This is a genomic window from Bacillus sp. CPT56D-587-MTF (assembly GCF_058792335.1).
The window spans coordinates 66,661-92,964 of sequence record NZ_JBYTEF010000001.1; the positions used below are offsets into that span (position 1 = coordinate 66,661).

The window sequence follows — 26,304 nt, forward strand, 5'->3', positions numbered from 1 at the left end:
AAAAATCTCTCCTTTTCCTCTTTTTTATCAGTGTTGACACATAAAAAGAGGTTCAGACACAAAAACAGGCTGTGGAGAAGACTTTCTCCACAGCCTGATAAAAAACGTCAGCTTATAAGCTGACGTTTTTTTTATAATGTAATGTTTGCTGTTTTTGATAAGAAATCTTCTGTCGGATAGTAGCTGTTTTTTACAAGAACATTTGGTCCAAGACATTTTACTGCAGGACAGTGGCAGCTTAATGATTTTGCTGTTTTTGAAGTGCTCCATTTTTCATACGCTTCTTGTAATGTGTGTGTTTGTATGTTTCCTAGAAGTGGAACATCACCAAAGTCCGTTACAATAATATTTCCATCGAAAATATTTACATTTAAACGAGAACGGCCATCTGGATCATTACGAACAGTTACATTTTTGCTCTCTTGCAATTTTTTAAATGTAGCTATGTCTTTTTCGTCATCGCTACAAGCATAGAAAGGTAAAGTTCCAAATAGCATCCATACATTTTCATCGCGAATTTCTAGTAAATGTTCAATCGCATCACGAATTTCAGCTTTTGTTAAAATCTCTAGATTACTCGCGAAGTCACTTGGATACATTGGATGAACTTCATGACGTTTACAGCCCATCTCTTCGACGATTTGGCGGTGAATATGTTCAATATGTGGTAGAGTTCTTTTGTTTAGCATTGTTTCGGCCGATACAAGTACACCTGCATCTGATAGAGCCTTACTATTTGTAATCATTCTTTCAAATAATTTTGCACGTTGTTCGTAAGTAGGCTTACGCTCCATCATTGCAAATCCGCCTTCAACGAAGTCATCAATTGTTCCCCAGTTATGAGATATATGCAATACGTCTAAATAAGGAATAATCTGTTCGTAACGTGCTAAATCTATAGTTAAGTTAGAGTTGATTTGAGTGCGAACGCCTCGTTCATGGGCATATTTTAAGAGTGGTGTTACATAGTTGTCGACGGATTTTTTTGAAAGCATAGGTTCGCCGCCAGTAATACTTAAAGAACGTAAATGAGGAATCTCATCTAATCGTTTTAATAAAAGATCCATCGGAAGCGGATTTGGGTCTTTCGGCTGTAACGTGTAACCAACAGCGCAATGCTCACAGCGCATGTTGCATAACGTCGTCGTTGTAAATTCAACATTTGTTAATAGTAGTTTGCCGTACTCTTCAAGGTCCATATACGCTTCCCATGGATCGTAAGAAGGAGTAATCGGCTTCATTTTTTGTGATATCGTCATATGAAATACTCCTTTGACTATTGAAATAACAATTTGTCCATTCTCTATAATAGAAGAATATGTGCTTTTTATAAAGTGAAACTTTTTAGCATGGAAAGAGAGAGGGCTTACATTATAGTGGATGACTGTGACAAAATTGATGAAATTTCATGCCCATAGCAATCGTTTTTGCGGTATAATAAAAGCAACTCGAATTAAAAGGAGAGTGCCTTCATGGGAAAAGCAATTCAAGATAAAGATACACAATTAGTATATTTAAAAGAACGTTTAAATATGTTCATTGAAGTAATTGATACAATTGAACCTGAAGAAGTTGAATTAGAAGATGTAGATCGTCTTCTTGCAATGTTAGATGAATTAGAATTAAAATGTGAGCAATTTAAAAAAGACGAATAATATATTAAAAAGGCTACCAATTCCAATTTGGTAGCCTTTTTCTGTTCGGGTAATAGAAGGACGATAGAAAAAGAGGTATAATCAAGTTGTGAAAAATTTCATTTATGCTCTAATAGCGTGAAACAAATAAATAGCTAAAGAGCATAACAATTGAATTTTCAGCTCATAACGTTTTGGTAGCGTTCACAATTGAGGGGGAAGTAACAATGGAAAAGCTTCAAGAAAGCATGTATCAACTAATTGTTGAAACGTCAACGAACTTACCGAAAGATGTTCGTCGTGCGATTCAACAAGCGAAAGAGCGAGAAAATGCAGGGACTCGTTCTGCGATGGCACTTGGCACAATTACAAATAATATTAAAATGGCTGATGATAACATCTCGCCGATTTGCCAAGATACAGGGATGCCAACGTTTAAAATTTATACACCAGTTGGTGTGAATCAATTAAAGTTGAAGGAAGCTATCTATAATGCGCTTGAGCGGGCGACAAAAGATGGTAAACTTCGTCCCAATTCTGTTGATTCTCTTTTTGGAGATAATAGTGGAAATAATTTAGGACCAGGTACACCGGTGATTAAGTTTGAACAATGGGAAAAAGATTATATTGATGCACGTTTAATCCTAAAAGGTGGTGGCTGTGAGAATAAAAATATTCAATATAGCTTACCGTGTGAACTAGAAGGACTTGGACGAGCTGGCCGTGATTTAGAAGGGATTCGTAAATGCCTTCTTCATGCAGTATATCAAGCACAAGGGCAAGGATGTAGCGCTGGTGTAATTGGTGTTGGTATCGGGGGAGACCGCACATCAGGTTATGAATTGGCAAAAAATCAATTATTCCGTACATTAGATGATGTCAATCCAGTACCAGAGTTACAACATCTTGAAGAGTACGTATTAGAAAATGCGAATAAGCTTGGCATTGGTACGATGGGATTTGGCGGAGAAACAACTTTACTTGGTTGTAAAATTGGCGTCTATAATCGTTTGCCAGCTAGTTTCTATGTATCTGTTGCGTATAATTGCTGGGCATATCGTCGCCTTGGTGTGAAAATCCATCCTGAAACAGGAGACATTATGGATTGGCTATATCAAGAAGGTGAAGATACACTTCAGCATGAAGTACAAGAAAAAACAGAGCAACGTGAGATTGTATTACAAGCACCAATTACAGAAGAGCAAATTCGTGAACTTCGCGTTGGTGATGTTGTAACAATTAATGGCATGATGTATACAGGTCGTGACGCAATCCATAAGCATTTAATGGATAATGATTGTCCAGTAGATTTAAATGGACAAATTATTTACCACTGTGGTCCAGTTGTTGTGAAAGATGAAAATGACAATTGGCAAATTAAAGCGGCAGGTCCAACGACAAGTATTCGTGAAGAACCGTACCAAGGCGATATTATGAAGAAATTTGGTATTCGCGCTGTCATTGGAAAAGGCGGTATGGGTGCGAAAACATTAGCGGCTTTAGAAGAACACGGCGGTGTATATTTAAACGCAATCGGTGGTGCAGCGCAATATTATGCTGAATGTATTAAAGAAGTGAAAGATGTTGATTTCTTACAATTTGGTATTCCAGAAGCAATGTGGCATTTACGTATCGACGGGTTTAAAGCAGTTGTAACGATGGACTCGCATGGTAATAGCTTACATGCAGATGTTGATAAAACATCACTTGAAAAATTAGCTAGCTTTAAAGAGCCAGTATTTAAGTAAATAAAAAATGCATCTCGAATGATTCGAGATGCATTTTTTTGGTATATATAGAAAAACATGTTCAGCATGAAAGAATGCGTAGCAACAGAAACTACAAGTACGATTATATATGGAAAGGAGACTATTTATGAAATATAAATGGTTATATATCGGTCTCATTTTTTCAATTATGATGGCACTTGTTCCAGTTTCAGCACTGGCTTATACAAATACTCCACATAACTGGGGAATCCCGCGTCCTAAAAATGAAACAGTACCAGATGCAGGAAAGTTATATACAGATTTACTACAAAAAAATGGCGGGTTTTATTTAGGAGATACGAAGAAAAAAGATATTTATTTAACATTTGATAATGGATATGAGAATGGATACACAGGGAAAATATTAGATGTATTAAAAGAGAAAAAAGTACCAGCAACTTTCTTTGTAACGGGGCATTACATTAAAACACAAAAAGATTTATTGTTAAGAATGAAGGATGAAGGACATATTATTGGAAACCATTCTTGGAGTCATCCTGATTTTACAGCGGTAAATGATGAGAAACTTCGTGAAGAATTAACAAGTGTAACGGAAGAAATTAAAAAAGTAACTGGGCAAAAAGAAGTGAAATATGTACGTCCTCCGCGCGGTGTATTTAGTGAAAGAACGTTAGCTCTTACGAAAGAAATGGGCTATTATAATGTATTTTGGTCACTTGCATTTTTGGATTGGAAAGTGGATCAGCAAAGAGGATGGCAATATGCGCATAATAATGTTATGACGATGATTCATCCAGGATCTATTTTATTACTTCATGCAATATCAAAAGATAATGCAGAAGCACTTGCGAAAATCATTGATGATTTGCGCGAGAAAGGGTATCATTTTAAAAGTCTAGATGACTTAGTAAAAGGCAATCAACCGTAAGCATGTATGCTTACGGTTTTCTCATGCTATAATGATGTGTAAAAAGGATGGGGAAACGTATGTGGAGCGAACATGTTACGTTAGAGTATCCGTATCATTTTGAAGAAGTATTAAAACGTTTATCTTTTGATCCTCTTAACGTCATTCAATTAGATGAGAAAGTTATTTATATCCCGCTTTGTATAGACGAGGAACAGGTTGTTGTTCGCTTACAAGGGATTGGTACTGTTCAAAATCCACAGTTTTGGATTTCTAGTCAGACAGGAGATCCAGAGAAAGTCATGAAACGAATGAGGGCCATTTTTCATTGGAATGAACCGTTTCAAGATATACAAAATCATTTTTTAAACACATCATTACGTCCACTATTTGAAACATATGCTTATACTCCAATTATTTTAGAATTTGATTATTTTGCTTGTCTGCTTCGCTGTATCATTCACCAACAAATAAATTTGAAATTTGCTACTGTGTTAACAGAACAATTTGTGAAACGGTATGGAACAGAGAAGAACGGTGTATTCTTTTTCCCCACTCCGGAAATAGTAGCAAATATTTCAATAGAAGAATTGAGAGAGCAGAAGTTTAGTCAGCGAAAGGCTGAATATATAGTAGGATTAGGTCGAAGTATTGTCAGTGGTACATTAAATTTAGCGAGTATAGAAAATGGGACGGAAGAAGACATTTCAGCACAATTGTTGCCAATTAGGGGAATTGGTGCATGGACAGTGCAAAACTTTTTAATGTTTGGGCTTGGACGGAAAAATATGTTCCCGAAAGCGGACATTGGGATTCAGCGTGCAGTGCAAGGTATATTTCAATTAGATGATAAACCTGATGATGCATTTTTAGAAAAAGTGAAACAAGAGTGTGAACCATACTGCAGTTATGCAGCGTTATATTTATGGAAAAGTATAGAGTAGAGGTGTAATAATGATACAAAAGCAACATGAGAGTAAGTTGGAAGTTGGTCAAACGTTTCCTGTGACAATTAAACGTCTTGGGATTAACGGAGAAGGCGTTGGTTATTTTAAGAGACAAGTTGTTTTTATTCCAGGGGCATTACCAGGAGAAGAAGTTGTTGCAGAAACAACGAAAATTCAGCGTGGCTTCGCTGAAGCGAAAGTGAAAAAAGTTCGTAAAGCTTCACCGCATCGTGTGAAAGCACCGTGTCCAGTATATGAGGAGTGTGGCGGTTGTCAGCTGCAACATTTAGATTATAAAGAACAATTGAATCAAAAGCGTGATATCGTTGTACAAGCATTTGAGAAGTACATGAAAAATAGTATGGAAGAGAAAATTCGCCCAACGCTTGGCATGGAAAATCCATGGCATTATCGTAATAAGAGTCAATTACAAGTGGGGCGTAAAGACGAAAAGGTTATTACAGGGCTGTATAAACAAAACTCACATCAGTTAATTGATATCGCTCACTGTATGATTCAACATAAAGCAACGAATGAAGCGACAAAAGTTGTAAGACGTATTTTAGAAAAATTAAATGTTTCTATTTACAATGAGAAAAAGCAAAAAGGTTTAGTACGCACAATTGTAACACGTACTGCAGTTCAAACAGGGGAAGTACAAGTTACACTTATTACAACAAAAGAAGAATTACCAAATAAAGAACAATTTATTGCAGAAGTACAAAAACAGATGCCAGCGGTTAAATCAATTATGCAAAATGTAAACTGGCGTAAAACATCTGTTATTTTTGGCGACAAAACATTTAAATTAGCTGGAAAAGAAGTCATTCAAGAAACACTTGGCGATTTATCATTTGAATTATCAGCACGTGCATTCTTCCAGTTGAATCCAGAGCAAACAGTTGTTTTGTATAATGAAGCGAAAAAAGCAGCTGCGTTAACAGGAAACGAGAAGATTGTGGATGCGTACTGTGGTGTCGGTACAATCGGTCTTTGGCTTGCAAATGATGCAGCGGAAGTACGTGGTATGGATGTAATTCCAGAAGCAATTGCAGATGCAAGAAAAAATGCAAAGCGTCACGGATTTACAAATACGAAATATGAAGCAGGTAAAGCTGAACAATGGTTACCGAAATGGGTAAAAGAAGGATGGCGTCCAGATGTAATTGTTGTCGACCCACCACGTACAGGTTGCGATGATAAATTACTGGAAACAATTTTAAAAGTGAAGCCGAAACAAGTTGTGTACGTGTCTTGTAATCCTTCTTCATTAGCACGTGATGTACAAGCATTAATGAAGAGCTATGAAGTGGAGTATGTGCAACCAGTTGATATGTTCCCGCATACAGCTCACGTAGAAAATGTAGTGAAGCTTGTTAGAAAGTAAAGTTTATTAATATTCCCTCATGGTATGAGGGAATATTTTCTATGAAGGAGAATATTATGCATAATTATAAATTAACGATTCAGTACGACGGCGCACGTTTTAAAGGATGGCAACGTCTTGGTAATAACGATAATACAATTCAAGGAAAAATCGAAAGTGTCATATCTGAAATGGTCGGAAAAGAAATTGAAATTATCGGTTGTAGTAGAACAGACGCTGGTGTACATGCTTTGAATCAAGTTGCTAACTTTCAAAGTGATGAGAAGTTAGTGGAACATAAAGTGAAAAAATATTTAAATCAATATTTACCTAACGATATTAGCATTACGAATGTGGAAGAAGTACATGATCGTTTCCATGCTCGTTACAATTCTAAAGCAAAAACATATCTGTATAAAATTTGGAATGAAGAGCATACAAATCCATTTATGCGTAAATACAGCATGCATGTGAATAAAAAATTAAATGTGAAAAGCATGAAAGCAGCTGCAAAACATTTAGTTGGTTCACATGACTTTACTGCTTTTTCAAATGCGAAATCAAAGAAAAAATCTATGGTTCGAGAAGTATATACACTTGATGTGATGGAAGAGGCAGGGTTTGTACAAATTAGAGTAAGTGGTAACGGCTTCCTTCATAATATGGTAAGAAAAATTGTCGGGGCATTAATTGAAGTTGGATTAGGACAATTAGATGCTGAAGCAATTCCAAACATTTTAGAGGAAAAGCAGCGCAATCAAATTAATTGTCTTGCTGAGGCAAGTGGGTTGTATTTAGAGAATGTTGAGTTTTAATGGCAAATAAAAAAATCGGGCTAAGTAGCTCGATTTTTTTAGTATTAAGAAGATTTTTCGTTTTTTATACGTATCTTCAAATTCCAAAAAGCAGCAAGCATAATAGCTGCAAAGGAGCCAAAAATTGTTCCTAATAGCTTTGCATAAGGAGAGCTGCTTACATCGGCATTAATGAATAACATCATACAGAGCATGGCAGGGAAAAAGTATAAGTATTGTAATAACTTTAATTTTTTATCATTACTCATATATATAGCCCCTTTCTAGCATGTTATATGTTTATTATAACATATTTTACCAAGTAATTTTTACACTTGGAGACATGTTTATTTCATATGTGTAAATGCAGTTTTTTAATTCGATATTGTAAGTTTTGCCTACTTAATCCTAAAAATTTTGCAGCTTGTGAGATGTTGCCATGATTCTCTTTAAGAATTTGGTTAATGTAGTTCTTTTCCATTTTTTCTATTGTGTGTTTTAAAGTTTTAGGTGCATCAGTATTGTGAGTAGTTAGTGCATGTTGCATATTGAATTCTGTTTTTATTCGTTCGCGAAAGCGAGTAGGAAGATGAAACGCTGTAATGATGGTTTCATCTTCTATCAAGTTCATGGAACCTTCAATTATATGTTCCAACTCCCGTACGTTTCCAGGCCAATCGTAGGCATAGAAAAATTCTCTTACATTTACATCTACATCGGTTACGTTGAGCCCGAATTGAGTATTATATTTTTCAATAAAGTGCTGAACAAGAGCTGGAATATCTTCTTTTCTTTCACGTAAAGGCGGAAGACATAAAGTAACGACGCTTAATCGGTAATATAAGTCTTCTCTTAATCGATTATGTGCGATGGCTTCAAAGGGATCTTCATTGATAGTTGCTATAATGCGAACATCAATTTCTTTTTCGTGTGTACCTCCGATTCTTCGTATTGTTTTTTCTTGTATAGCCCGCAGCAACTTAGCTTGAAGTATTGGGCTTAATGAATTGATTTCATCTAATAACAAAGTTCCTCCGTTTGCTTCTTCGAATAAGCCTGATTTATCTATTGCTCCTGTAAAGGCACCTCGATTTGTGCCAAATAGTAGGCTTTCCATTAAGGTATCAGGTATAGCGGCACAGTTTTGTGAAATAAAGGGTTTTGTTGAACGCTGACTTTCATTATGGATGCTTTGTGCAAATAGTTCTTTACCAGTGCCTGTTTCTCCTACTAGAAGTATGGAGGAAGATGTACGAATTACTCTTTTTCCTTCTGTAATGATTGATTGAATGGCTTCAGAATCACCAATTATGTGATCAAAGGTAAATTTAGTACTTTGTTTTCGAGAAGGACCTATTTTTATCGTTTGCTTTAAGTTACTAATTTCTTTTGATATTTCAATAGCGCCTTTAATTTTTCCATGTTCTATTATAGGGAAAGTATCGTTAATCGTTGTAATTTCTTGTCCTTTATTGTTAAAATACGTTTGTTTTATATTTTTCTTTGTTTTTCCAAATTTTAATGCCTCTATAAGAGTACTATTTTTATTTTCCTCAAATGCGAATACTTCTAAAGGACTTTTATATAGCACATCTGAGCGCTCCATTGATTCAATTTCCATCATTTTGCGGTTATAGATAATCGTCTTACTTTCCTCGTTAATAATATGAATTCCGATGTCGAGTTCATTGAGTAAAGTTTCATATAGCATATTCATTTCAATGATCTGTTTTAAATTAATTTCTTCTGTACGCATAGATTATCTTCTCCTCATTCCACCCTATGAAGACTGACTTTTTATAATTTTATTAAAATTCTTATAAAATCGCAAAAATTTTTTGCTATTTTCCTTTTAAAATCTCTGAAATGATAGAAAAATTTTGCGGTTATGAAGTTTTTTTTGAGAAACCTTCATTTTAAATAGGAATTGGAGATTGGTACGCATTTTGCATAAATAATAATTGATATATCTAAAGGAGGGATATGCAACGTTTCAGTACCAACTAATAAGAAGGAGGAGTGTATAAAGTGAAGACGGTTATAGAATGCGTGTATAGTCCTTGTTACGGGAAAGTAGAGAAGTTATTTGTTACGGAAAGTTCTTACGTATACGAGTGGGAGAAATTAGCATTAATTGAAACAATAGATAAACAGAAAGTAGAAATTAAGATAGGGATCAGTGGTTATATTGAATCATTAGAAGTAGTAGAAGGACAAGCTATTGCTGATCAAAAGTTATTAATAACAGTAAGGGATGACCTTTTAGTAACAGGCAGTGATTAATGTAAGTGACGTGTATTTTTGCTCTTTTAAATCATTATTTTTACGGTGAATAATTTTAAAAACGCTTACATTAAATGGGTTTACAAAGTGAAAAGGGGAATTAGCGATGAATCCAGAAGTTTCGCAGTTGTTAAAACAAATAGATTCAAGGAAAGAGGAATTGTTAGAACTTACAAAAACATTAATTCGTTTTGAAACACCAGCACCGCCGGCGAGAAATACAAATGAGGCACAACAATTTGTTGCAGAGTTTCTAAGAGAACAAAATTTTAGTGTTGATAAATGGGATGTATATCCTAATGATCCGAACGTTGTTGGTGTGAAAAAAGGGGCAAAAAGTGACTCATATAAAAGTCTTATTATTAATGGACATATGGATGTAGCTGAAGTATCGGCAGATGAGGCGTGGGAAACAAATCCGTTTGAGCCATTTATAAAAGATGGTTGGTTAGTTGGACGTGGTGCAGCTGATATGAAAGGGGGACTAGCCGGAGCGCTATTTGCTATTCAGCTATTACAAGAAGCTGGTATTGAATTATCTGGAGATTTAATCTTTCAATCCGTAATTGGAGAAGAAGTTGGAGAAGCTGGTACACTTCAATGCTGCAAAAGAGGTTATGATGCTGATTTTGCAGTCGTAGTGGATACGAGTAATTTACATATGCAAGGACAGGGCGGCGTAATTACTGGCTGGATTACTGTGAAAAGCCCTCAAACGTTTCATGATGCAACGCGTAGGCAAATGATTCATGCTGGAGGACGTTTATTTGGAGCGAGTGCAATTGAAAAAATGATGAAAATTGTGCAAAGTTTACAAGAATTAGAGCGTCATTGGGCAGTTATGAAAACATATGAAGGCTATCCGTCTGGAACAACAACAATTAATCCAGCTGTTATTGAGGGTGGAAGACATGCAGCTTTTATTGCGGATGAGTGCCGGTTATGGATAACAGTGCACTTTTATCCGAATGAAACACATGAACAAATAATAAAAGAAATTGAAGAGTATATCGTTAAAGTAGCAGCTGCCGATCCATGGCTAAGTGAAAATCCACCACAATTTAAGTGGGGCGGAGAATCAATGATTGTGGATCGTGGCGAAATTTTCCCTTCTTTAGAAATAGATAGTGAACATACAGCTGTAAAAACGCTTAGCTCAGTACATGAATCAATTCTTTCTAAAAACGCAATTTTAGATATGTCTGCAACGGTAACGGATGGTGGTTGGTTTAGTGAATTTCATATTCCGGCTGTTATTTACGGACCAGGCACATTAGAGGAAGCTCATTCAATAAATGAGAAAGTAGAAGTAGAGCAGTTAATTGAATTTACAAAAGTAATAACAGCATTTATATATGAATGGTGTCATATGAAAAAATAGATTAGTATGTTGAAATCGTACAGGTATGTATACTTGTACGATTTTTTAGTGAACTATTTCAGAGTTAAATAGAAACAACTGAAATAGTTCTTTATTTTTCTATGTCTTTCGTTTTAGTTCCATTAATTTCTCTTTTGCTAATTCAACAGCAATCGCATCATCTAAATAGCCAATTGGAAAGAGATAGTCGGGAATAATATCTGTCGATAAAATGAAATACAGTAATGCGCCACCAAGAACTGCACGCTCTTCTTTTGGAATCGTTTCATTGCAAAATTGTTGATACATATCTGTTAATTGTTCAATGAAAGGGCCAGCACTATCAATTTGTTCTAACTTGCTCGCGAAACTTTCATGAATGCGCTTTTCACCTTCTGTTGTTTGAGCATATCGTTCATAGTTTTCAAGTTCTTGTTTTACGCGGGTTGTTGTGTAGTCGAAATCGAATAAGTTAGAGGATTGCAGAGTTTGCTGAATGGTATCAAGAGATGTGTACATATCCGTCTTTTCTTTATTAATGTGAGGAGAATCAGGATACATTTCATCAAATAACAATTGGGGTGGAACTTGCAGACATTCTGCGAATTTTTGTAGGTGTTTTTGTTTTGGCGGTTGTTTACCATTCATAATTCTTGAGATTGTTGCGGGATCAATATTTGTAAGCATTCCGAGTTGGCGCATAGATAAGGCACGTTCTTTTAAAAGTTTTTTTATTAATCTACTAAGCCGCTCATTTGGATTTTCTTTAGGCATAGCGAAGGCACTCCTTTTTATTGTTGAAAAAATGTTGAGCATTTATTACATGTATATGAAACAGACAGGCACAGTTGCTCAACATTTTCATAAGATGCATGGAAAAGTGAGGAAAAGGGGTGGCTATTTATGAGTACGGCAGGTCTATTTTCAATTTTTTTAATCGGGATTGCTTCTAATTTAGATAATGCAGGTGTTGGGATTGCATATGGCATTCGTAAAATTAGAATTTCGTGGTTCAACAATTTTATCATCGCATTTTTGGGGTTTTTATTTACTTTATTAGCTGGATTTTTTGGGAACTGGATTGCGTTATTTATTTCAGAGTTTACAGCAAACCTGATTGGAGCGATAGTTTTAGGGATAATCGGGGTGTTTATTTTGTGCCAGCCTTTCTTGGGGCAAAGAAATACCGTAGGCTCTAAAGATGGTAATGTACTTATGGGAATTTTACGTGATCCAGAAAAAGCAGATTTTGATGGTTCTAAAACAATTAGTTTTTCAGAAGCAATTGTATTAGGGATTGCGTTGTCTATTAATAATATTGCAGGTGGATTTGATGCTGGGATAACAAATTTAAATCTTTGGCTTACAGCGACTATTTCTGGGGTGTTTAGTTTTATTTGTATTAGTGGTTTTGCGTATGTAGGAAAACGATTTTTAGCAGAATACTTAGGGAAATGGGCGACAATTATCGCAGGAGTATTATTAATTCTTATTGGGATCGATCAGTTGTTGTAAGGAGAGTAGAAAACAAGGTTCGAGTATTTCCTTGGAAATACAGCAAGGGATTGCATATATCGACGTACTTTTCTCCATACTAATACGGATTTCTTTTAAGAAAGGGGGATTTGTATGGGACGCGGGAAAGCATTTGATCATAAGAAAAAAGGGCATGATCATCAACCACCTAAAGGTGCGTTCATTCATAAAGATGTAAATGAACATACTTTGGAAGAGGAAGAGCTACCAGTAAATATTGAGGCGTATAAAAATAGTTTAAAAAAACATTAAAAGCACCTACATAGGTGCTTTTTTACCGTATATCTTCAATTAATTGTTCCGATTCTTCATGCATACTGTACTCACTTAATACTTGAATGCAAAGCCATTTTAATTCCTCAATCGTATGCTCAAGTTCTTCAGGAAGCACGTGATAAATGTCTTCAAGTCCCATCCCGAAATGAATAAGTTCAAGTACTTGATCATCGATGTTCCGATCCATTAATAATTCAAGTACTTCTAAATTGAATATGTATCGGTGAGCTTCGTCGAGTGAAACAACTTTTAACTTCAAGCTTTCTACAATACTCAATATAAAAAGAAGGATTGTTTTTTCAAGAACAGGTTGTTTTCCCATTTGAAATATTAGTTTCATCTTTCACACCTCCACATATAGCGCTAGGTTGTACTATATTATTCAGGAGGGGGGAACAAATATGCATGATATAGAGAAACTTTCAGCACTGTTTTTATAAGAAGATTGATAACTCACAAAAGTGAGGTTTTGGCGAAATAAAAAATCCTGCTAGTATAGCAGGATAACTCGCGATTAAAAAATGCTCCAACCTTCTTGAGCAGAAAGAAGTTCAAGAATTTTAAAACCAGCAATACTATTTCCGTTTGCATCTAAAGCTGGTCCGAAAATACCGATTCCCATGTCGCCTTTTACGCAGCCAAAAATACCACCGGCTACACCGCTTTTTGCAGGAATACCAACACGAATTGCAAATTCACCAGATTCGTTATACATACCACATGTGACCATAAATGTTTTGCAAATTTTTGTAATATGTTTAGGGATGATTTGTTTCTTTTTATATGGATCATATCCATCCATTGCAAAAATTAAGCCGATACGTGCTAAATCGATGCAGTTTACTTCAACTGCGCATTGACGAGTATATAAATCCATAAGTTCTTCAATATCACAATCGATAATTCCGTTTTGTTTCATATAATAACAAAGTGAACGGTTTAGGTAAGCTGTCTCTAGTTCTGAATCGGCAACTTTAGAGGAATAATTAATAGTAGGATTATCTGTTATTTCACGTACAAAATGAAGAATACGTTCCATTTTTTCTTCGTTATCTTTTCCTGCTAACATGCTTGTAATAGCTAATGCTCCTGCATTTATCATTGGATTAAGGGGTTTGGACGGACTTGTTGTTTCTAACTTAATAATAGAATTAAATGGGTCACCCGTTGGTTCCATTCCAACTTTAGAAAATACATATTCTTCACCACGGTCTAAAAGGGCAAGGGCAAGTGTAATTACCTTGGAAATACTTTGAAGAGTAAATAGTGTTTGTGAGTTGCCTGCATGGATATATTCTGTTTCTTTATGGAAAATGGCAATCCCTAAATCGTCTGGATTTGCATTTCCTAGTTGGGGGATATAAGTAGCAAGTTTTCCTTTTTTTGTATATGGTTTTACTTGTTCTAACAACTGTTGTAAGTTGTTTGTTTCAATGCACTGCATAGTACCAACGCTCCTATTTTGAATTAACTAAGTTTACTTTTCCCGATATGCTCGGAAATAAATAATAACATGAAAAAGTGGAATGATAAAACGAAAGTTCAATGTGATATAATAGGTCTTTCGTTTCGAGTATTCTGTATTTTAAAAAGGAGAATTTTCCTTTTATATAACAGTTTGGAAATAGGAGATTTATCCATAAAAAGTTCAGAAATAAAAACTACACATCTATACAACTATATGTTATTATGCTTATGTAATAGAAAGCGTTTTCTAAAGCGTACTTATAATGATAACGATTTCATAAATTTAATTAGGGGGAATTAAAATGTTGCAGTTTTTACAACGTATTGGTAAAGCTTTAATGCTTCCGATCGCAGTACTACCAGCAGCAGGATTATTGCTTCGTTTAGGGCAACCAGATGTATTTGATATTCCTGTTATGGCACAGGCCGGCGCAGCAGTTTTTGATAACTTAGCACTTATTTTTGCAATTGGTATTGCAATCGGTCTTTCAGTGGATGGTAGTGGTGCAGCAGGTCTTGCAGGTGCAATTGGTTATCTTGTTATGAAAAATAGTATTGATGCACTTAGCAAAGGGTATTCAACTGCTGAATTACAAGGTAAATTAGGTAAAGTCCAAGATTTAATAGGTAATAGCGCAAATGTAGATCCATCTAAGCTTGCAGATACAATGACACAAGTATCTAAGGCTGCTGAATTATCGACTAAAGTAGATATGAAAGTTTTAGGTGGTATTATTGTTGGTGTTATAGCAGGACTTCTTTATAATAAATTCCATAAGATTAAACTTCCAGAATGGTTAGGTTTCTTTGCTGGAAAACGTTTCGTTCCAATTGTTACATCAGTTGTGATGCTGATATTAGGAATTCTATTTGCACAAATTTGGCCAACAATTCAAAATGGTATTGATGCATTAGCTCATGGAATTGTTAATTTAGGTGCAATTGGTTCAGGATTATTTGGTTTATTAAACCGTTTATTAATCCCAATTGGTTTACACCACGTAATGAACACATACTTCTGGTTTGTATTTGGGGACTTTACAAATGCAGCAGGTAATGTTGTTAATGGTGATATTGCTCGTTTCCTTGCAGGTGACAAAACAGCAGGTATGTTTATGACTGGTTTCTTCCCAGTTATGATGTTCGGTTTACCAGCAGCATGTTTCGCAATGATTGCAGCTGCTAAACCAGAAAAGCGTAAAGCAGTTACTGGTATGTTAGCTGGTCTAGCATTAACTTCATTCTTAACTGGTATTACAGAGCCTATTGAATTCTCATTCATGTTCTTATCACCAGTATTATATGGTATTCATGCTGTACTAACAGGTCTTTCTTTATTCATTACAACATCACTTGGCATTCATGATGGTTTCTCATTTAGTGCCGGTGCAATTGATTATGCTTTAAACTTCGGTATTGCAACAAAACCAGTCTTACTAGCAGGTATCGGTTTAATTTACGCAGCAATTTATTTCATAGTATTCTACTTCTTAATTAAGAAGTTCGATTTAAAAACTCCTGGTCGTGAAGATGACGATGAGTTAGTTGAAGATGGTGATGCACCAGTTGCAGGTTCAATTGGTGAAACTTACGTAGCAGCTTTAGGCGGAAAAGAAAACTTAACAGTTATTGATAACTGTGCAACACGTCTACGCTTACAAGTAAAAGATGCTGGTCAAGTAAATGAAGCAGCATTAAAACGTGCTGGTGCAAAAGGTGTTATGAAATTAAGTAATACTAGTGTACAAGTTATCGTAGGTACAAATGTTGAATCTGTTGCCGATGATATGAAAAAACACGTATAAATAATGAGATAAGAGGATGTCCCAAAAGATTGATAACATCAATTTTTTAGAGGATATCCTCTTTTTTTTGTTAATAATTTAACGGGAATCTTACTTTTGTAAATTTTCTTTTTCTTTTTTGTACATATAGGTTGGTAATATGTGCAGTGCGTGATAAAGTAGGGATGATATAGAATGGATTATCCATAATCTACTAAAACGAATCTTTAGTAGAGGAATTAAATTATTGGTGAGTAAGGGGAAAAAAGCAATTATGGATCAGGAAAAAAATAATGCGAATGGGAAAGCACATCGGCCGATTGTATACATAAAAAGAACAATCATTCTCGTCTTACTATTATCACTTGTATATTTCATGTATACAAAAATTGTTGCGCATAATAAGAAAGAAGAAACTTTAAAAGCGGCAGCAGAAATGAAGAAACAAGAAGAGTTAAAAAAGAAAGAAGAAAAAAAGAAACAAGAAGTACAGAAGCAAAAACAAAAAGAGCAGGAAGAACAAATGAAGCAAGCGCAAGCAGCGGAGAAACCTGCTGAAGGACCACCTCAAGAAATTAATGAAAACGCTCAATTGGACCAGTATTTACAAAACGCAGGATTTAGCGGGACAGCTGTTATTGTGAAGAACGGAAAAGTTCTTCTGAATAAAGGGTACGGTATGGCAAATAAAGAGCAGCAAGTACCGAATAATTCAGAGACGACTTTTTATATTGGTTCTATTTCAAAGGCGTTTGTAGCAACTGCTATTATGCAATTGAAAGATCAAAATAAATTACAAGTAGAAGATACTGTTGCGAAGTATATTCCAGATTTTCCACAAGGTAATAATATTCAGCTAAAACATCTATTAACACATACATCAGGGATTCCCGAATATGAGCAGGGAAAAGAAGATATTTCTCATGAAGAACTGATAAAGCGGATAGGAAATCAAAAGCGTATTGGTGGTCCGGGAGAGAAGTGGAAGTATTCTGACTCGAACTACTCTATACTTGCTTATATTGCAGAGAAGGTAAGTGGGCAGTCACTCGAAGAATATATTAAACAACATATTTTTGCTACTGCGGGTATGAAACATTCTGGCTTTGACACAGCGTTAGAACAAACAAGATTCCCATCAACGGGTTATAAAATAGTAAATAATAATATGACAACACCTAATATTCCAAGCATGTCACAACTTTATGGTTGTGGTGATATATATACGAGTGCACATGATTTATATTTATTTAATGAGGCGTTATACTCTGGAAAATTAATTTCAAAAGAGAGTTACGATCAAATGTTTACGGGTGGAAAAAAGGATTACGGGTTTGGATGGTACGTAGACCCAGGAAGCTATTCGAATCATGGTGTAATGCCAGGTTGGAATTGCTTAAACGGATTTAGTAAAAATGGCAGTGTATATGTTGTTTTATTATCTAACATTCAAAATAATATTAAATCATTTGGTAAAGTGAATAATGACATTTATTCGATATTGCGGAATATTGAAGTGTAAGAAACTATCCTTTTGGATAGTTTTTTTTATGCTCTGAAACAAATATTTCTTTTAGAAAATGTATGTCTTACCTATCACAAAAATATCCATTTTGTATACATTAAGATGTATGGATGTAAAATTTTATAATCTAAAAATAATAGGAGGAGAAGTGTATGTGTCTGTTCAGAAAATATTGGCATAAATTATCAAGATTGTTTAATAGACAATTAGATTATTTTTTAGATAATAAGTTATTGCCTGCTGTGGAAAGACTTTTATTTTCACAAAACTTCGCGAGATTTATTCAAAGAAACTCTAAGCAAGCTACGGAAGAAGTTATTGAATCAAGTAGATTTCAATCTATTATTTGTAACATTTTAAAAGAATGCAATACATCACCTTTTAAAGAAATTGCAAAGCAGTATTTAGGTAAAAACGTAGAAATTACGGTGACAGTTGGACAATTAACAGGTGTTATTGTAGCAGTTGGTGATGACTTCTTAACATTGCAAGAAGGAATAGGAACAGAGGTTTTATTACCATTTATAAGTATTATATCAATTAAAGAAGCGTAAGAAAGGAGACTTATATATGTTATTTACTGATGAATTACGTAACCATGTTGGCGAACTAGTGCAAGTTGTGACAGCTGTAGAAATCATTGCAGGCGTTCTTTTATCTGTGACGGATGGGGCAGTAATTGTTCGTACTTCTCCTTCTTATGGACCACCAGAAGATGTAGTTGTGCGTATTCCTATTATTGCTTATGTTCGCTTGGAAGGGTAAGAGTGATACAAGTATGAGAGTGTCAGTTGTTATTCCAGTGCATAATGAAGCAAGTACTTTATCAAAAGTTTTAGTAGAGGTAAGAAAACTCGAACCATATGAAGTTATCATAGTAGATAATGGATCTACAGATGGGACGAAGGAAATAGCATTACAGCATAATTGCCGTGTGATTTATTATAGAGATTCTCTTGGTAATGATGTGGGACGGGCAATTGGTGCTAGAGAAGCAAAAGGTGAGATTGTTTTGTTTTTAGATGGTGATATCGTCATGAAAAGTGAAGAATTATACAATTTTATTAAAGGAATACGACAAGGGCATGAGATTGTTTTAAATAATTTAACATGGTCCGTTTACTTGAAGATGAGACCGCATTATACGACGGTTGGAAAATATATGTTAAATCGTTATTTGAACAAGAAAGAGTTTGTTGTAGGATCTTTAATTGCAATACCACATGCGATAAGTCGTAAAGTGATTGAAAAACTGGGGTGGTGGAATTTAGCAGATCCAGCATTATTTCAAGCGATGGCGATGTCTAGAGGAGTAGATATTTCTGATATGGCTTCAGTTGATGTCATCTACACAAATAAAGTTCGACCTGTGCATACTGGTACATCACCTGGCTCTCCTTATCCGAAAGCGACTAGTCGTATTATGGGTGATCATTTGCGAGCTTTACAATACGTAATCGAAACATATGGTAAACGCGGTGGTTTTTCAGAGAACAATAGAGATAGAGAGTTTGTAGGAAAGTATAAACCAGTTTTATTACAAAAGAATAAAGCGAAATATAGTGCCATTATCCCAGTATCAGAAGAGAAAATAACCATAAGGTCTGTTATAAAAGAAGTGAAAGAAGCAGGTGTAGATGAAATTATAGTTGTCGCGAATGGAGCAGATGTTGAGACTGTTAAACAGGCAAAGCTAGAGAATGTTATTGTTGTTGAATTTACGAAGGCGCTTGGACATAATGTAGCAAGAGCAATAGGTGCCATGCATGCTACGGCAGATATTTGTTTATTCGTTGATAGTGATCTTGTTATTCCAGCAAAAAAACTCACTCTATTTTTACATGCTGTTGAAGATGGAAATGACGTGGTGTTAAATGATTTACAATGCTTATTAGATATGTTTCATCCAGCAGATCCAATTAGTATGGGAAAATACTTTGTGAATTTGATAGCGAAACGACCAGATTTATGGAATAACTCACTAACTGCTGTACCACATGCCATTCATAAGAAGGTAATAGAGAAAATAGGATATGATTCCCTTATCATTCCGCCATTAGCACAAGTGAAAGCTATTTTAGAAGGATTCTCTATTACAACAGTAGAGTTAGTAGATGTTATAAAAACAAATCGCGTACGTCCAGAGCAACACGAATTTGTAAATGGGCGTATTTCAGCATTTGATCGTATTTTCGGTGATCAACTTGAAGCGGTTGCGTATTTATTACAATGTACGGACGAACGTGGTGGTTTTACAGATGGAGATAGAGATAGAGATGTAATTCAACAATTGAGAAGGGAAGAAGAGAATACAAATGAATAGTAGTAAAGTAGCTATTATTGGGCTAGGGTATGTTGGCCTTCCTTTAGCGGTACATTTTGCAGAAAGAGGGCATACAGTACTTGGATTAGATAAAGATATTAGAAAAATAGACTCAATTATAAAAGGAGAAAGTTATATTCCGGATGTTTCTTCTAAAGAGTTACAAAGTTTATTGACGAAAAAAAAATTAACAGTAAATACACCGGATCAAGGCATTGCTGATTTTCAAAATAGTGATTATGTTATTGTCACTGTCCCGACTCCAATTAATGAACAAAGAGAACCAGACTTAAGTGCCCTCATTTCAGCTTCGCATTATATACAACAAAACCTTCAAAAAGGACAAACCTTCATTTTTGAAAGCTCCACATATCCAGGCACACTTGAAGAAGTCATCCTACCTATTATTTCTCAAAATGGTAAAAAGGTAGGGGAAGATTTCTATATCGGATATTCCCCTGAGAGAATTGATCCAGCAAATAGTCAATATTCAGTTCAAGCTATTCCAAAAGTTATTAGTGGACAAACAGAAAAGTGTAAACAAAAGGTAAAGGATTTATATAGTACCATTTTTGACGAAGTTGTACCTGTTAGCTCTCCGAAAGTAGCAGAGATGTGCAAGCTATTTGAAAATATTCAGCGCTTAGTTAACATTTCTTTAGTAAATGAACTAAACACACTATGTGAAAGTTTAGGCATTGATTTTTATGAGGCCATTGAAGCGGCATCTACAAAACCATTTGGGTTTACTCCGTATTGGCCAGGGCCAGGGATAGGGGGACACTGTATTCCCGTAGACCCTTTATATTTTCAATGGAGAATAAAAAAGAATGGGGCAATTAGTCAATTAATTGAGGCTGCACATATAATTAATGAAGAAATGCCAGAGAAAATGGTCCGCAAAGTAAAAAGTGTGGTGCAATCACCCGCAACGGTGTTAATTGTAGGGATTGCGTATAAAAAAGATGTAAATGATTTGAGAGAATCACCAGCGTTACCGATTATTCAATTATTAAGAAATCAAGGATACGAGATAGAATATCATGATCCTTATATTTCTTTCGCGGAAATTGGAGATAAGGTGTACCAATCTGTTTCTTTAGATGAAGAAAAAGTTAAAAAAGCGGATTGTATTTTAATTTTAACGGATCATTCTAATATTGATTGGAAGCTTTTTAAAGGAATGGATCGAGTAATAGATACACGCGGGATTGTAAAGAAGGTGAGTAAATGAGTAAGAAATGTTTAATTACAGGTGGGGCCGGATTTATCGGGTCGCATTTAGCTGAAGAGTTGATGAGAAGAGGTTATGAGGTCACTGTTGTGGATAACTTTTATAAAGGTAAAAATAAGTACCATAAAGAGTTAATGAAAGAAATCCGTGTTATTCCAATAAGTGTTTTAGATAAAAATTCTATTTATGAATTAGTAGATCAGCATGATGTCGTGTTTCATTTAGCAGCAATTTTAGGTGTGAAAACAACAATGGAAAAAAGTATAGAGCTCATAGAAACGAATTTTGATGGGACAAGAAATGTTTTACAAGCAGCGTTAAAAGGAAAGAAGAAAGTAGTTTTTGCTTCTACTTCAGAAGTATATGGTAAGGCCAAGCCGCCTTTCTCTGAAGAGGGAGATCGATTGTACGGGGCAACTTCTAAAATTCGTTGGAGTTATGCAGTTTGTAAAACGTTGGAAGAGACATTATGTTTAGGGTACGCATTAGAAGGTTTACCAGTAACGATTGTTCGATACTTTAATATTTATGGTCCAAGAGCGAAAGATGGTCCATATGCAGGAGTAATCCCGCGATTTATCCGCGCGGCACTGCAAGGAGAAGACATTCTCGTATATGGAGATGGAAAGCAGACACGTTGTTTTACGTATGTAAGTGATGCGGTAGAGGCAACAATTCGGGCAATGGATGAGAAGGTAAATGGTGAGATTATTAATATAGGTTCTGAGAATGAAAAGAGCATAAAAGAAGTAGCAGAAGTAATTAAAAAATTAACGAATTCTTCTTCGAAGATTGTCCAAGTGCCTTTTGAAGAAGTATATCCTCATGGTTTTGAAGAAATTCCAAATAGAAGACCAGATGTAACAAAATTAAAAGAGCTTGTTCAATTTCAGGCGAAAGTAACGTGGGAAAACGGATTGAAGGAAACGATTAAGTGGTTTCGTGAACAAAACAATGGCTAAGTCATTATCTGTTATTATTCCTGCATGTAATGAGGTCGATACGATTTCAGACGTTATTCAATCGGTAAGACCATTAAATCCAGTAGAAATCATTGTAGTAGCAAACGGTTGTAATGATGGAACAGAAGATGTTGCAGATCGTTTAGGGTGTAAAGTAATCAAGCATACAGAGCTACTAGGGAACGATGTTGTACGTGCAGTCGGCGCAAAACATGCGATAGGTGATGTATTACTATTTATAGATGGTGATTTTGCTATTCCAACTTCAAAATTAAAATTATTCCTTAATCCGATTTTATACGATCAGGCAGATGTAGTTTTAAATAATTTGGATGCATTATTTTTAAAAAGGCAAAAAACCACTTCTATTACAGTATGGCGCCAAATATTAAATGCAATGTTAGAGCGTGAAGAATTAAAAATGAATTCTTTATTAGATGTACCTCATGCGCTGACGAAAGAAGTCGTTCAAAGCATCGGATATGAATGTTTTGTTAATCCTATTGTGGCTCATTTACGCCTAGTTCAAAGTAAATGGAGAATTAGTCGTCATTGTGCTATTGACGTTATTACGCCGAATAAATTTCGTCCATTCCAGCATGCTGCATATGGGACAAATCTTTCCCAATCTGAAAAAAGAATGATAGGTGATCATATAGAAGCAGTAGCAGAACGGATATTAAGCAGTGATGAGCGCGGAGGATATTATGATGGAAATAGGAAAAGGGATAGTGTCTATCATACTTTAAGTTTTGAAGAGTTTTATCAAGGGTGGGGTGTTACATCTGATTTCTATAAAGGAAAGCAACTATCGGTTGTTATTCCCGTACAAGATGAAGAGAAAACAATTGGAAACGTTATAGAAGAGCTTCGCAAAATTGAACCCTTCGAAATTATCGTTGTCGTAAATGGTTCGTCAGATAAAACGAAAAAAATTGCAAAAGACAAAGGGGCAACGACAATTGTATATAAAGAAGCACTCGGAAATGATGTGGGGCGCTCACTTGGAACGTATTTTGCAAAAGGAGAAATTGTGTTATTTATAGATGGCGATTTTGTTATTCCAGCGAGTGAGCTATATCCTTTTGCGAAAGCTATTGCAGATGGAACAGATGTTGCATTAAATGATCTAAATCATTATTTAGATTTAAGAGTACCGCTTCATCTTGTAACTGCATTTAAATATGCATTAAATTTAGCTTGTGATAGAAAAGATCTAGGCGTAGGCTCTCTTATCGCTGTACCGAATGCGTTTAGCCGTAAGTGTTTGAAAGAAATTGGGTATAGATCTTTACTGGCGCCGTGTGTAGCCCAAGTGAAAGCTATTCTTTCAGGATTTGAAGTTGCATGTGTAAGTCGTGTTGAGGTCGATAAGATGAACCGTATTCGTCCCAGTGAACATTTTGCTAAAATAGGTCATCCACCAGCTGTACTTCGAATTATAGGTGATCATATAGAAGGACTAGATCAAATAATTGCATTAACAGACAATCGTGGCGGATTCTATGATGGCAATAGAAAAAGAGATGTTTTATAGAAGTAACAAAAAAAGTGTACAACATGTGTACACTTTTTTGTTCTGTTATAAAAACTATAACAGATTAGGAGATAAGAGTGTTACAGCTCTACAATGGGTATTGTTCTTATATTACAAAATAGGACTCGTATATAAGGATACCAAAAAAATACAATTAAGGAAAGGGTTAATTTTAAAGACTTTTAAATGAAGTTAACACTATATATATAGTAGTTTGCTCAACATTTCACAAACATGTCACAACTATTTCGTTCACTTTCGTAAAAAAGTAGTATTCTAAGTGTGTAAGCTGTTATATAAAAAATCTTAGTCCTGTACTAATCAAAAATGGAGGAGATTAGGATGACTCAAGTATTAGAAAATGTTAAAAACGCATGGGAAAACTTTAAAGGTGAAAAATGGAAAGCAGAGATTGATGTTCGCGATTTCATTTTAAATAATGTAAACGTTTTCGAAGGGGACGAATCTTTCTTAGCAGAAGCAACTGAAGCAACGAAACAACTTTGGGATCAAGTAATGGATTTAACAACGAAAGAACGTGAAAACGGTGGCGTTCTTGATATGGATACAAAAATTGTTTCTTCTATTACATCACATGACCCAGGATACTTAAATAAAGATATTGAAAAAGTAGTCGGTTTCCAAACTGATAAACCATTTAAACGTTCTTTACAACCATATGGTGGTATTCGTATGGCAGAACAAGCTTGTGAATCTTATGGATACGAAATGGATAAAGAACTTAGTCGTATTTTTAGAGAGTGGAGAAAAACTCATAACCAAGGTGTATTTGATGCATACACACCAGAAATGAGAAATGCACGTAAATCAGGTGTTATTACTGGTCTTCCAGATGCATACGGACGTGGACGTATTATCGGTGACTATCGCCGAGTAGCGTTATATGGTATTGATCATTTAATTGAAGCGAAAAAAGCTGATTTGAATTTAACTGGTGGTGTAATGAGCGAAGATACAATGCGTTTACGCGAAGAGTTATCCGAGCAAATGCGTGCACTTCAAGAGTTAAAAGAAATGGCTGCTTCTCATGGCTTCGATATTTCTAAGCCAGCAACAAATGCACAAGAAGCATTCCAATGGTTATACTTCGCATACCTTGCAGCGATTAAAGAACAAAACGGAGCTGCAATGAGTCTTGGACGTACTTCTACATTCTTAGATATTTACATTGAAAGAGATTTAGCAAATGGTACTTTAACAGAAGAAGAAGTACAAGAAATTGTCGATCACTTCATTATGAAATTACGTCTTGTGAAATTCGCAAGAACACCTGATTATAATGAATTATTCTCTGGTGACCCAACTTGGGTAACTGAATCTATCGGTGGTATGGCATTAGATGGTCGTCCATTAGTAACAAAGAACTCATTCCGTTTCTTGCATACATTAGATAATTTAGGACCAGCTCCAGAACCAAACTTAACTGTTCTTTGGTCTAAACAATTACCAGAGAACTTTAAAAACTACTGTGCGAAAATGTCTATTAAAACATCAGCAATTCAATATGAGAATGATGACATTATGCGTCCTGAATACGGCGATGATTACGGTATTGCATGTTGCGTATCTGCAATGAGAATCGGTAAACAAATGCAGTTCTTCGGAGCTCGTGCAAACTTAGCCAAAGCATTATTATATGCGATTAACGGTGGCAAAGATGAAAAGTCAAAAGCACAAGTTGGTCCTGAGTACGCACCAATTACTTCTGAAGTATTAAATTATGAAGAAGTTATGCATAAGTTTGATATGACAATGGAATGGTTAGCGGGTCTATATTTAAACACATTAAATGTTATCCATTACATGCATGATAAATATAGCTATGAACGTATTGAAATGGCACTTCATGATACAAACGTTCTTCGTACAATGGCAACAGGTATCGCTGGTCTATCTGTAGTAGCAGATTCATTAAGTGCAATTAAATACGCAAAAGTAAAACCAATTCGTGATGAAAATGGTATTGCAGTTGACTTCGAGATTGAAGGAGATTTCCCTAAATACGGTAACAATGATGATCGTGTAGATGAGATTGCTGTAAATCTTGTAAAAACATTTATGAATAAACTTCGTAAACATAAAACATACAGAAACTCTGTTCATACAATGTCAATCTTAACAATCACATCTAACGTTGTTTACGGTAAGAAAACTGGTAATACTCCAGATGGCCGCCGTACAGGAGAACCATTTGCACCAGGTGCGAACCCAATGCATGGACGCGATACAAAAGGTGCATTAGCTTCATTATTATCTGTGGCTAAATTACCATATGAAGATGCACAAGATGGTATTTCTAATACATTCTCTATTATTCCGAAAGCACTTGGTAAAGAAGATGATGTACAAGTACGTAATTTAGTATCAATGCTTGATGGCTATGCAGTAAAAGAAGGGCACCACTTAAATATTAACGTATTTAACCGTGAAACATTAATGGATGCAATGGAACATCCTGAGAAGTATCCACAATTAACAATTCGTGTATCTGGTTATGCTGTAAACTTTATTAAATTAACTCGTGAACAACAAATTGATGTAATTAACCGTACAATGCATGAAAGCATGTAAATGAAAAAAGGTGTCCCTTCGCTCTTAATATATAGCGAAGGGAGGCT

General features: G+C 35.3%; 26 protein-coding genes and 1 pseudogene. 21 read left to right on the forward strand and 6 right to left on the reverse strand.

The features are described from left to right. Positions 1-131: 131 nt before the first annotated feature. A complete protein-coding gene (gene yfkAB / locus AC3WVZ_RS00335) occupies positions 132-1,259 on the reverse strand; it encodes a radical SAM/CxCxxxxC motif protein YfkAB (protein ID WP_033695428.1) in 1,128 nt (375 codons plus the stop codon). Positions 1,260-1,472: 213 nt separating this feature from the next. Between yfkAB and AC3WVZ_RS00340 the strand changes: the two genes are divergently transcribed. From AC3WVZ_RS00340 to truA, 6 genes are all read left to right on the forward strand, one after another. Further along, positions 1,473-1,655 carry an SE1561 family protein gene (locus AC3WVZ_RS00340; protein WP_000513558.1) on the forward strand — a complete coding sequence of 61 codons (183 nt, stop codon included), beginning with the start codon at positions 1,473-1,475 and terminating at the stop codon, positions 1,653-1,655. A 206-nt stretch (positions 1,656-1,861) separates the two neighbouring features. Beyond that, positions 1,862-3,382 (forward strand): class I fumarate hydratase, encoded by a 1,521-nt coding sequence (fumA, locus tag AC3WVZ_RS00345; protein ID WP_000413523.1) that lies wholly within the window; start codon positions 1,862-1,864, stop codon positions 3,380-3,382. Between the two features lie 127 nt (positions 3,383-3,509). After that, the gene (pdaA, locus tag AC3WVZ_RS00350; RefSeq protein ID WP_000875956.1) at positions 3,510-4,292 is read left to right on the forward strand and encodes a delta-lactam-biosynthetic de-N-acetylase; all 783 of its coding nucleotides are present in this window, start codon (positions 3,510-3,512) and stop codon (positions 4,290-4,292) included. A gap of 59 nt (positions 4,293-4,351) precedes the next feature. Next, positions 4,352-5,215, forward strand: coding sequence for a DNA-3-methyladenine glycosylase family protein (locus tag AC3WVZ_RS00355; RefSeq protein WP_000269422.1), 864 nt, complete (start codon positions 4,352-4,354; stop codon positions 5,213-5,215). A gap of 10 nt (positions 5,216-5,225) precedes the next feature. Further along, a complete protein-coding gene (gene rlmD, locus AC3WVZ_RS00360; RefSeq protein WP_000615206.1) occupies positions 5,226-6,605 on the forward strand; it encodes a 23S rRNA (uracil(1939)-C(5))-methyltransferase RlmD in 1,380 nt (459 codons plus the stop codon). 56 nt (positions 6,606-6,661) lie between these two features. Continuing rightward, positions 6,662-7,399 carry a tRNA pseudouridine(38-40) synthase TruA gene (gene truA / locus AC3WVZ_RS00365; protein ID WP_000553118.1) on the forward strand — a complete coding sequence of 246 codons (738 nt, stop codon included), beginning with the start codon at positions 6,662-6,664 and terminating at the stop codon, positions 7,397-7,399. A gap of 44 nt (positions 7,400-7,443) precedes the next feature. Here the strand turns inward: truA and AC3WVZ_RS00370 are convergent, their stop codons facing one another. Together AC3WVZ_RS00370 and AC3WVZ_RS00375 are read right to left on the reverse strand one after the other, a co-directional pair. Continuing rightward, positions 7,444-7,647, reverse strand: coding sequence for a hypothetical protein (locus tag AC3WVZ_RS00370; protein WP_000063860.1), 204 nt, complete (start codon positions 7,645-7,647; stop codon positions 7,444-7,446). Positions 7,648-7,730: 83 nt separating this feature from the next. Beyond that, a complete protein-coding gene (locus AC3WVZ_RS00375; RefSeq protein ID WP_063219947.1) occupies positions 7,731-9,134 on the reverse strand; it encodes a sigma-54 interaction domain-containing protein in 1,404 nt (467 codons plus the stop codon). A gap of 272 nt (positions 9,135-9,406) precedes the next feature. On the opposite strand from AC3WVZ_RS00375, the gene AC3WVZ_RS00380 reads away from it, so the two are divergent. Further along, a complete protein-coding gene (locus tag AC3WVZ_RS00380) occupies positions 9,407-9,661 on the forward strand; it encodes a biotin/lipoyl attachment domain-containing protein (protein WP_000859480.1) in 255 nt (84 codons plus the stop codon). Between the two features lie 106 nt (positions 9,662-9,767). Beyond that, positions 9,768-11,042, forward strand: a complete 1,275-nt coding sequence (locus AC3WVZ_RS00385; protein ID WP_233935860.1) for an acetylornithine deacetylase — start codon at positions 9,768-9,770, stop codon at positions 11,040-11,042. A 99-nt stretch (positions 11,043-11,141) separates the two neighbouring features. Here the strand turns inward: AC3WVZ_RS00385 and AC3WVZ_RS00390 are convergent, their stop codons facing one another. Further along, complete coding sequence (locus tag AC3WVZ_RS00390; protein ID WP_001123718.1) at positions 11,142-11,795, reverse strand: helix-turn-helix domain-containing protein; 654 nt, start codon at positions 11,793-11,795, stop codon at positions 11,142-11,144. A 129-nt stretch (positions 11,796-11,924) separates the two neighbouring features. On the opposite strand from AC3WVZ_RS00390, the gene ytaF reads away from it, so the two are divergent. Both ytaF and AC3WVZ_RS00400 read left to right on the forward strand, forming a co-directional pair. Continuing rightward, positions 11,925-12,536 (forward strand): sporulation membrane protein YtaF, encoded by a 612-nt coding sequence (ytaF, locus tag AC3WVZ_RS00395; protein WP_016121798.1) that lies wholly within the window; start codon positions 11,925-11,927, stop codon positions 12,534-12,536. 114 nt (positions 12,537-12,650) lie between these two features. Next, positions 12,651-12,809, forward strand: a complete 159-nt coding sequence (locus tag AC3WVZ_RS00400; protein WP_000532409.1) for a hypothetical protein — start codon at positions 12,651-12,653, stop codon at positions 12,807-12,809. A 22-nt stretch (positions 12,810-12,831) separates the two neighbouring features. Here AC3WVZ_RS00400 and AC3WVZ_RS00405 read toward each other — a convergent pair whose 3' ends face one another. Together AC3WVZ_RS00405 and glsA are read right to left on the reverse strand one after the other, a co-directional pair. Next, a complete protein-coding gene (locus AC3WVZ_RS00405) occupies positions 12,832-13,173 on the reverse strand; it encodes a DUF3969 family protein (RefSeq protein ID WP_000766604.1) in 342 nt (113 codons plus the stop codon). Positions 13,174-13,347: 174 nt separating this feature from the next. Beyond that, the gene (gene glsA, locus AC3WVZ_RS00410; protein ID WP_233935861.1) at positions 13,348-14,277 is read right to left on the reverse strand and encodes a glutaminase A; all 930 of its coding nucleotides are present in this window, start codon (positions 14,275-14,277) and stop codon (positions 13,348-13,350) included. 69 nt (positions 14,278-14,346) lie between these two features. Here glsA and AC3WVZ_RS00415 point away from each other — a divergent pair. The 11 genes and pseudogenes from AC3WVZ_RS00415 (at position 14,347) to pflB (ending at position 26,257) form a co-directional block, all read left to right on the forward strand. After that, a pseudogene (locus AC3WVZ_RS00415) lies at positions 14,347-14,461 on the forward strand (transcriptional regulator). 141 nt (positions 14,462-14,602) lie between these two features. Then, the gene (nagE, locus tag AC3WVZ_RS00420; protein ID WP_000938900.1) at positions 14,603-16,105 is read left to right on the forward strand and encodes an N-acetylglucosamine-specific PTS transporter subunit IIBC; all 1,503 of its coding nucleotides are present in this window, start codon (positions 14,603-14,605) and stop codon (positions 16,103-16,105) included. A gap of 253 nt (positions 16,106-16,358) precedes the next feature. After that, complete coding sequence (locus tag AC3WVZ_RS00425) at positions 16,359-17,606, forward strand: serine hydrolase domain-containing protein (protein WP_233935862.1); 1,248 nt, start codon at positions 16,359-16,361, stop codon at positions 17,604-17,606. A gap of 155 nt (positions 17,607-17,761) precedes the next feature. Then, positions 17,762-18,163, forward strand: coding sequence for a hypothetical protein (locus AC3WVZ_RS00430; protein WP_000335530.1), 402 nt, complete (start codon positions 17,762-17,764; stop codon positions 18,161-18,163). Between the two features lie 16 nt (positions 18,164-18,179). Beyond that, complete coding sequence (locus tag AC3WVZ_RS00435; RefSeq protein WP_000899469.1) at positions 18,180-18,374, forward strand: LSm family protein; 195 nt, start codon at positions 18,180-18,182, stop codon at positions 18,372-18,374. Positions 18,375-18,387: 13 nt separating this feature from the next. Next, positions 18,388-19,932: a glycosyltransferase family 2 protein gene (locus AC3WVZ_RS00440; protein ID WP_001266466.1), complete on the forward strand. Its 1,545-nt coding sequence runs from the start codon at positions 18,388-18,390 to the stop codon at positions 19,930-19,932. Then, positions 19,925-21,166 (forward strand): nucleotide sugar dehydrogenase, encoded by a 1,242-nt coding sequence (locus tag AC3WVZ_RS00445; protein ID WP_001088921.1) that lies wholly within the window; start codon positions 19,925-19,927, stop codon positions 21,164-21,166. The genes AC3WVZ_RS00440 and AC3WVZ_RS00445 overlap by 8 nt, the downstream gene beginning before the upstream one ends. Next, positions 21,163-22,128 (forward strand): UDP-N-acetyl-alpha-D-glucosaminuronate decarboxylase, encoded by a 966-nt coding sequence (locus AC3WVZ_RS00450; protein ID WP_000037020.1) that lies wholly within the window; start codon positions 21,163-21,165, stop codon positions 22,126-22,128. Before AC3WVZ_RS00445 ends, AC3WVZ_RS00450 begins: the two co-directional genes overlap by 4 nt. Continuing rightward, on the forward strand, positions 22,121-23,665 hold the full coding sequence (locus AC3WVZ_RS00455; RefSeq protein WP_233936546.1) for a glycosyltransferase family 2 protein: 1,545 nt from the start codon (positions 22,121-22,123) through the stop codon (positions 23,663-23,665). The genes AC3WVZ_RS00450 and AC3WVZ_RS00455 overlap by 8 nt, the downstream gene beginning before the upstream one ends. Further along, positions 23,634-23,855: a hypothetical protein gene (locus AC3WVZ_RS00460; protein WP_047792121.1), complete on the forward strand. Its 222-nt coding sequence runs from the start codon at positions 23,634-23,636 to the stop codon at positions 23,853-23,855. The genes AC3WVZ_RS00455 and AC3WVZ_RS00460 overlap by 32 nt, the downstream gene beginning before the upstream one ends. 152 nt (positions 23,856-24,007) lie before the next feature. Next, positions 24,008-26,257, forward strand: a complete 2,250-nt coding sequence (gene pflB / locus AC3WVZ_RS00465) for a formate C-acetyltransferase (protein WP_000195471.1) — start codon at positions 24,008-24,010, stop codon at positions 26,255-26,257. The last annotated feature ends 47 nt before the right edge of the window (positions 26,258-26,304 follow it).

Bases quoted from the DNA above. Each gene is read 5' to 3' on its own strand.
- yfkAB (WP_033695428.1), bottom strand. From the start codon at position 1,259: ATGACGATATCACAAAAAATGAAGCCGATTACTCCTTCTTACGATCCA.
- AC3WVZ_RS00340 (WP_000513558.1), top strand. From the start codon at position 1,473: ATGGGAAAAGCAATTCAAGATAAAGATACACAATTAGTATATTTAAAA.
- fumA (WP_000413523.1), top strand. From the start codon at position 1,862: ATGGAAAAGCTTCAAGAAAGCATGTATCAACTAATTGTTGAAACGTCA.
- pdaA (WP_000875956.1), top strand. From the start codon at position 3,510: ATGAAATATAAATGGTTATATATCGGTCTCATTTTTTCAATTATGATG.
- AC3WVZ_RS00355 (WP_000269422.1), top strand. From the start codon at position 4,352: ATGTGGAGCGAACATGTTACGTTAGAGTATCCGTATCATTTTGAAGAA.
- rlmD (WP_000615206.1), top strand. From the start codon at position 5,226: ATGATACAAAAGCAACATGAGAGTAAGTTGGAAGTTGGTCAAACGTTT.
- truA (WP_000553118.1), top strand. From the start codon at position 6,662: ATGCATAATTATAAATTAACGATTCAGTACGACGGCGCACGTTTTAAA.
- AC3WVZ_RS00370 (WP_000063860.1), bottom strand. From the start codon at position 7,647: ATGAGTAATGATAAAAAATTAAAGTTATTACAATACTTATACTTTTTC.
- AC3WVZ_RS00375 (WP_063219947.1), bottom strand. From the start codon at position 9,134: ATGCGTACAGAAGAAATTAATTTAAAACAGATCATTGAAATGAATATG.
- AC3WVZ_RS00385 (WP_233935860.1), top strand. From the start codon at position 9,768: ATGAATCCAGAAGTTTCGCAGTTGTTAAAACAAATAGATTCAAGGAAA.
- AC3WVZ_RS00390 (WP_001123718.1), bottom strand. From the start codon at position 11,795: ATGCCTAAAGAAAATCCAAATGAGCGGCTTAGTAGATTAATAAAAAAA.
- ytaF (WP_016121798.1), top strand. From the start codon at position 11,925: ATGAGTACGGCAGGTCTATTTTCAATTTTTTTAATCGGGATTGCTTCT.
- AC3WVZ_RS00400 (WP_000532409.1), top strand. From the start codon at position 12,651: ATGGGACGCGGGAAAGCATTTGATCATAAGAAAAAAGGGCATGATCAT.
- AC3WVZ_RS00405 (WP_000766604.1), bottom strand. From the start codon at position 13,173: ATGAAACTAATATTTCAAATGGGAAAACAACCTGTTCTTGAAAAAACA.
- glsA (WP_233935861.1), bottom strand. From the start codon at position 14,277: ATGCAGTGCATTGAAACAAACAACTTACAACAGTTGTTAGAACAAGTA.
- nagE (WP_000938900.1), top strand. From the start codon at position 14,603: ATGTTGCAGTTTTTACAACGTATTGGTAAAGCTTTAATGCTTCCGATC.
- AC3WVZ_RS00425 (WP_233935862.1), top strand. From the start codon at position 16,359: ATGGATCAGGAAAAAAATAATGCGAATGGGAAAGCACATCGGCCGATT.
- AC3WVZ_RS00430 (WP_000335530.1), top strand. From the start codon at position 17,762: ATGTGTCTGTTCAGAAAATATTGGCATAAATTATCAAGATTGTTTAAT.
- AC3WVZ_RS00435 (WP_000899469.1), top strand. From the start codon at position 18,180: ATGTTATTTACTGATGAATTACGTAACCATGTTGGCGAACTAGTGCAA.
- AC3WVZ_RS00440 (WP_001266466.1), top strand. From the start codon at position 18,388: ATGAGAGTGTCAGTTGTTATTCCAGTGCATAATGAAGCAAGTACTTTA.
- AC3WVZ_RS00445 (WP_001088921.1), top strand. From the start codon at position 19,925: ATGAATAGTAGTAAAGTAGCTATTATTGGGCTAGGGTATGTTGGCCTT.
- AC3WVZ_RS00450 (WP_000037020.1), top strand. From the start codon at position 21,163: ATGAGTAAGAAATGTTTAATTACAGGTGGGGCCGGATTTATCGGGTCG.
- AC3WVZ_RS00455 (WP_233936546.1), top strand. From the start codon at position 22,121: ATGGCTAAGTCATTATCTGTTATTATTCCTGCATGTAATGAGGTCGAT.
- AC3WVZ_RS00460 (WP_047792121.1), top strand. From the start codon at position 23,634: ATGATGGCAATAGAAAAAGAGATGTTTTATAGAAGTAACAAAAAAAGT.
- pflB (WP_000195471.1), top strand. From the start codon at position 24,008: ATGACTCAAGTATTAGAAAATGTTAAAAACGCATGGGAAAACTTTAAA.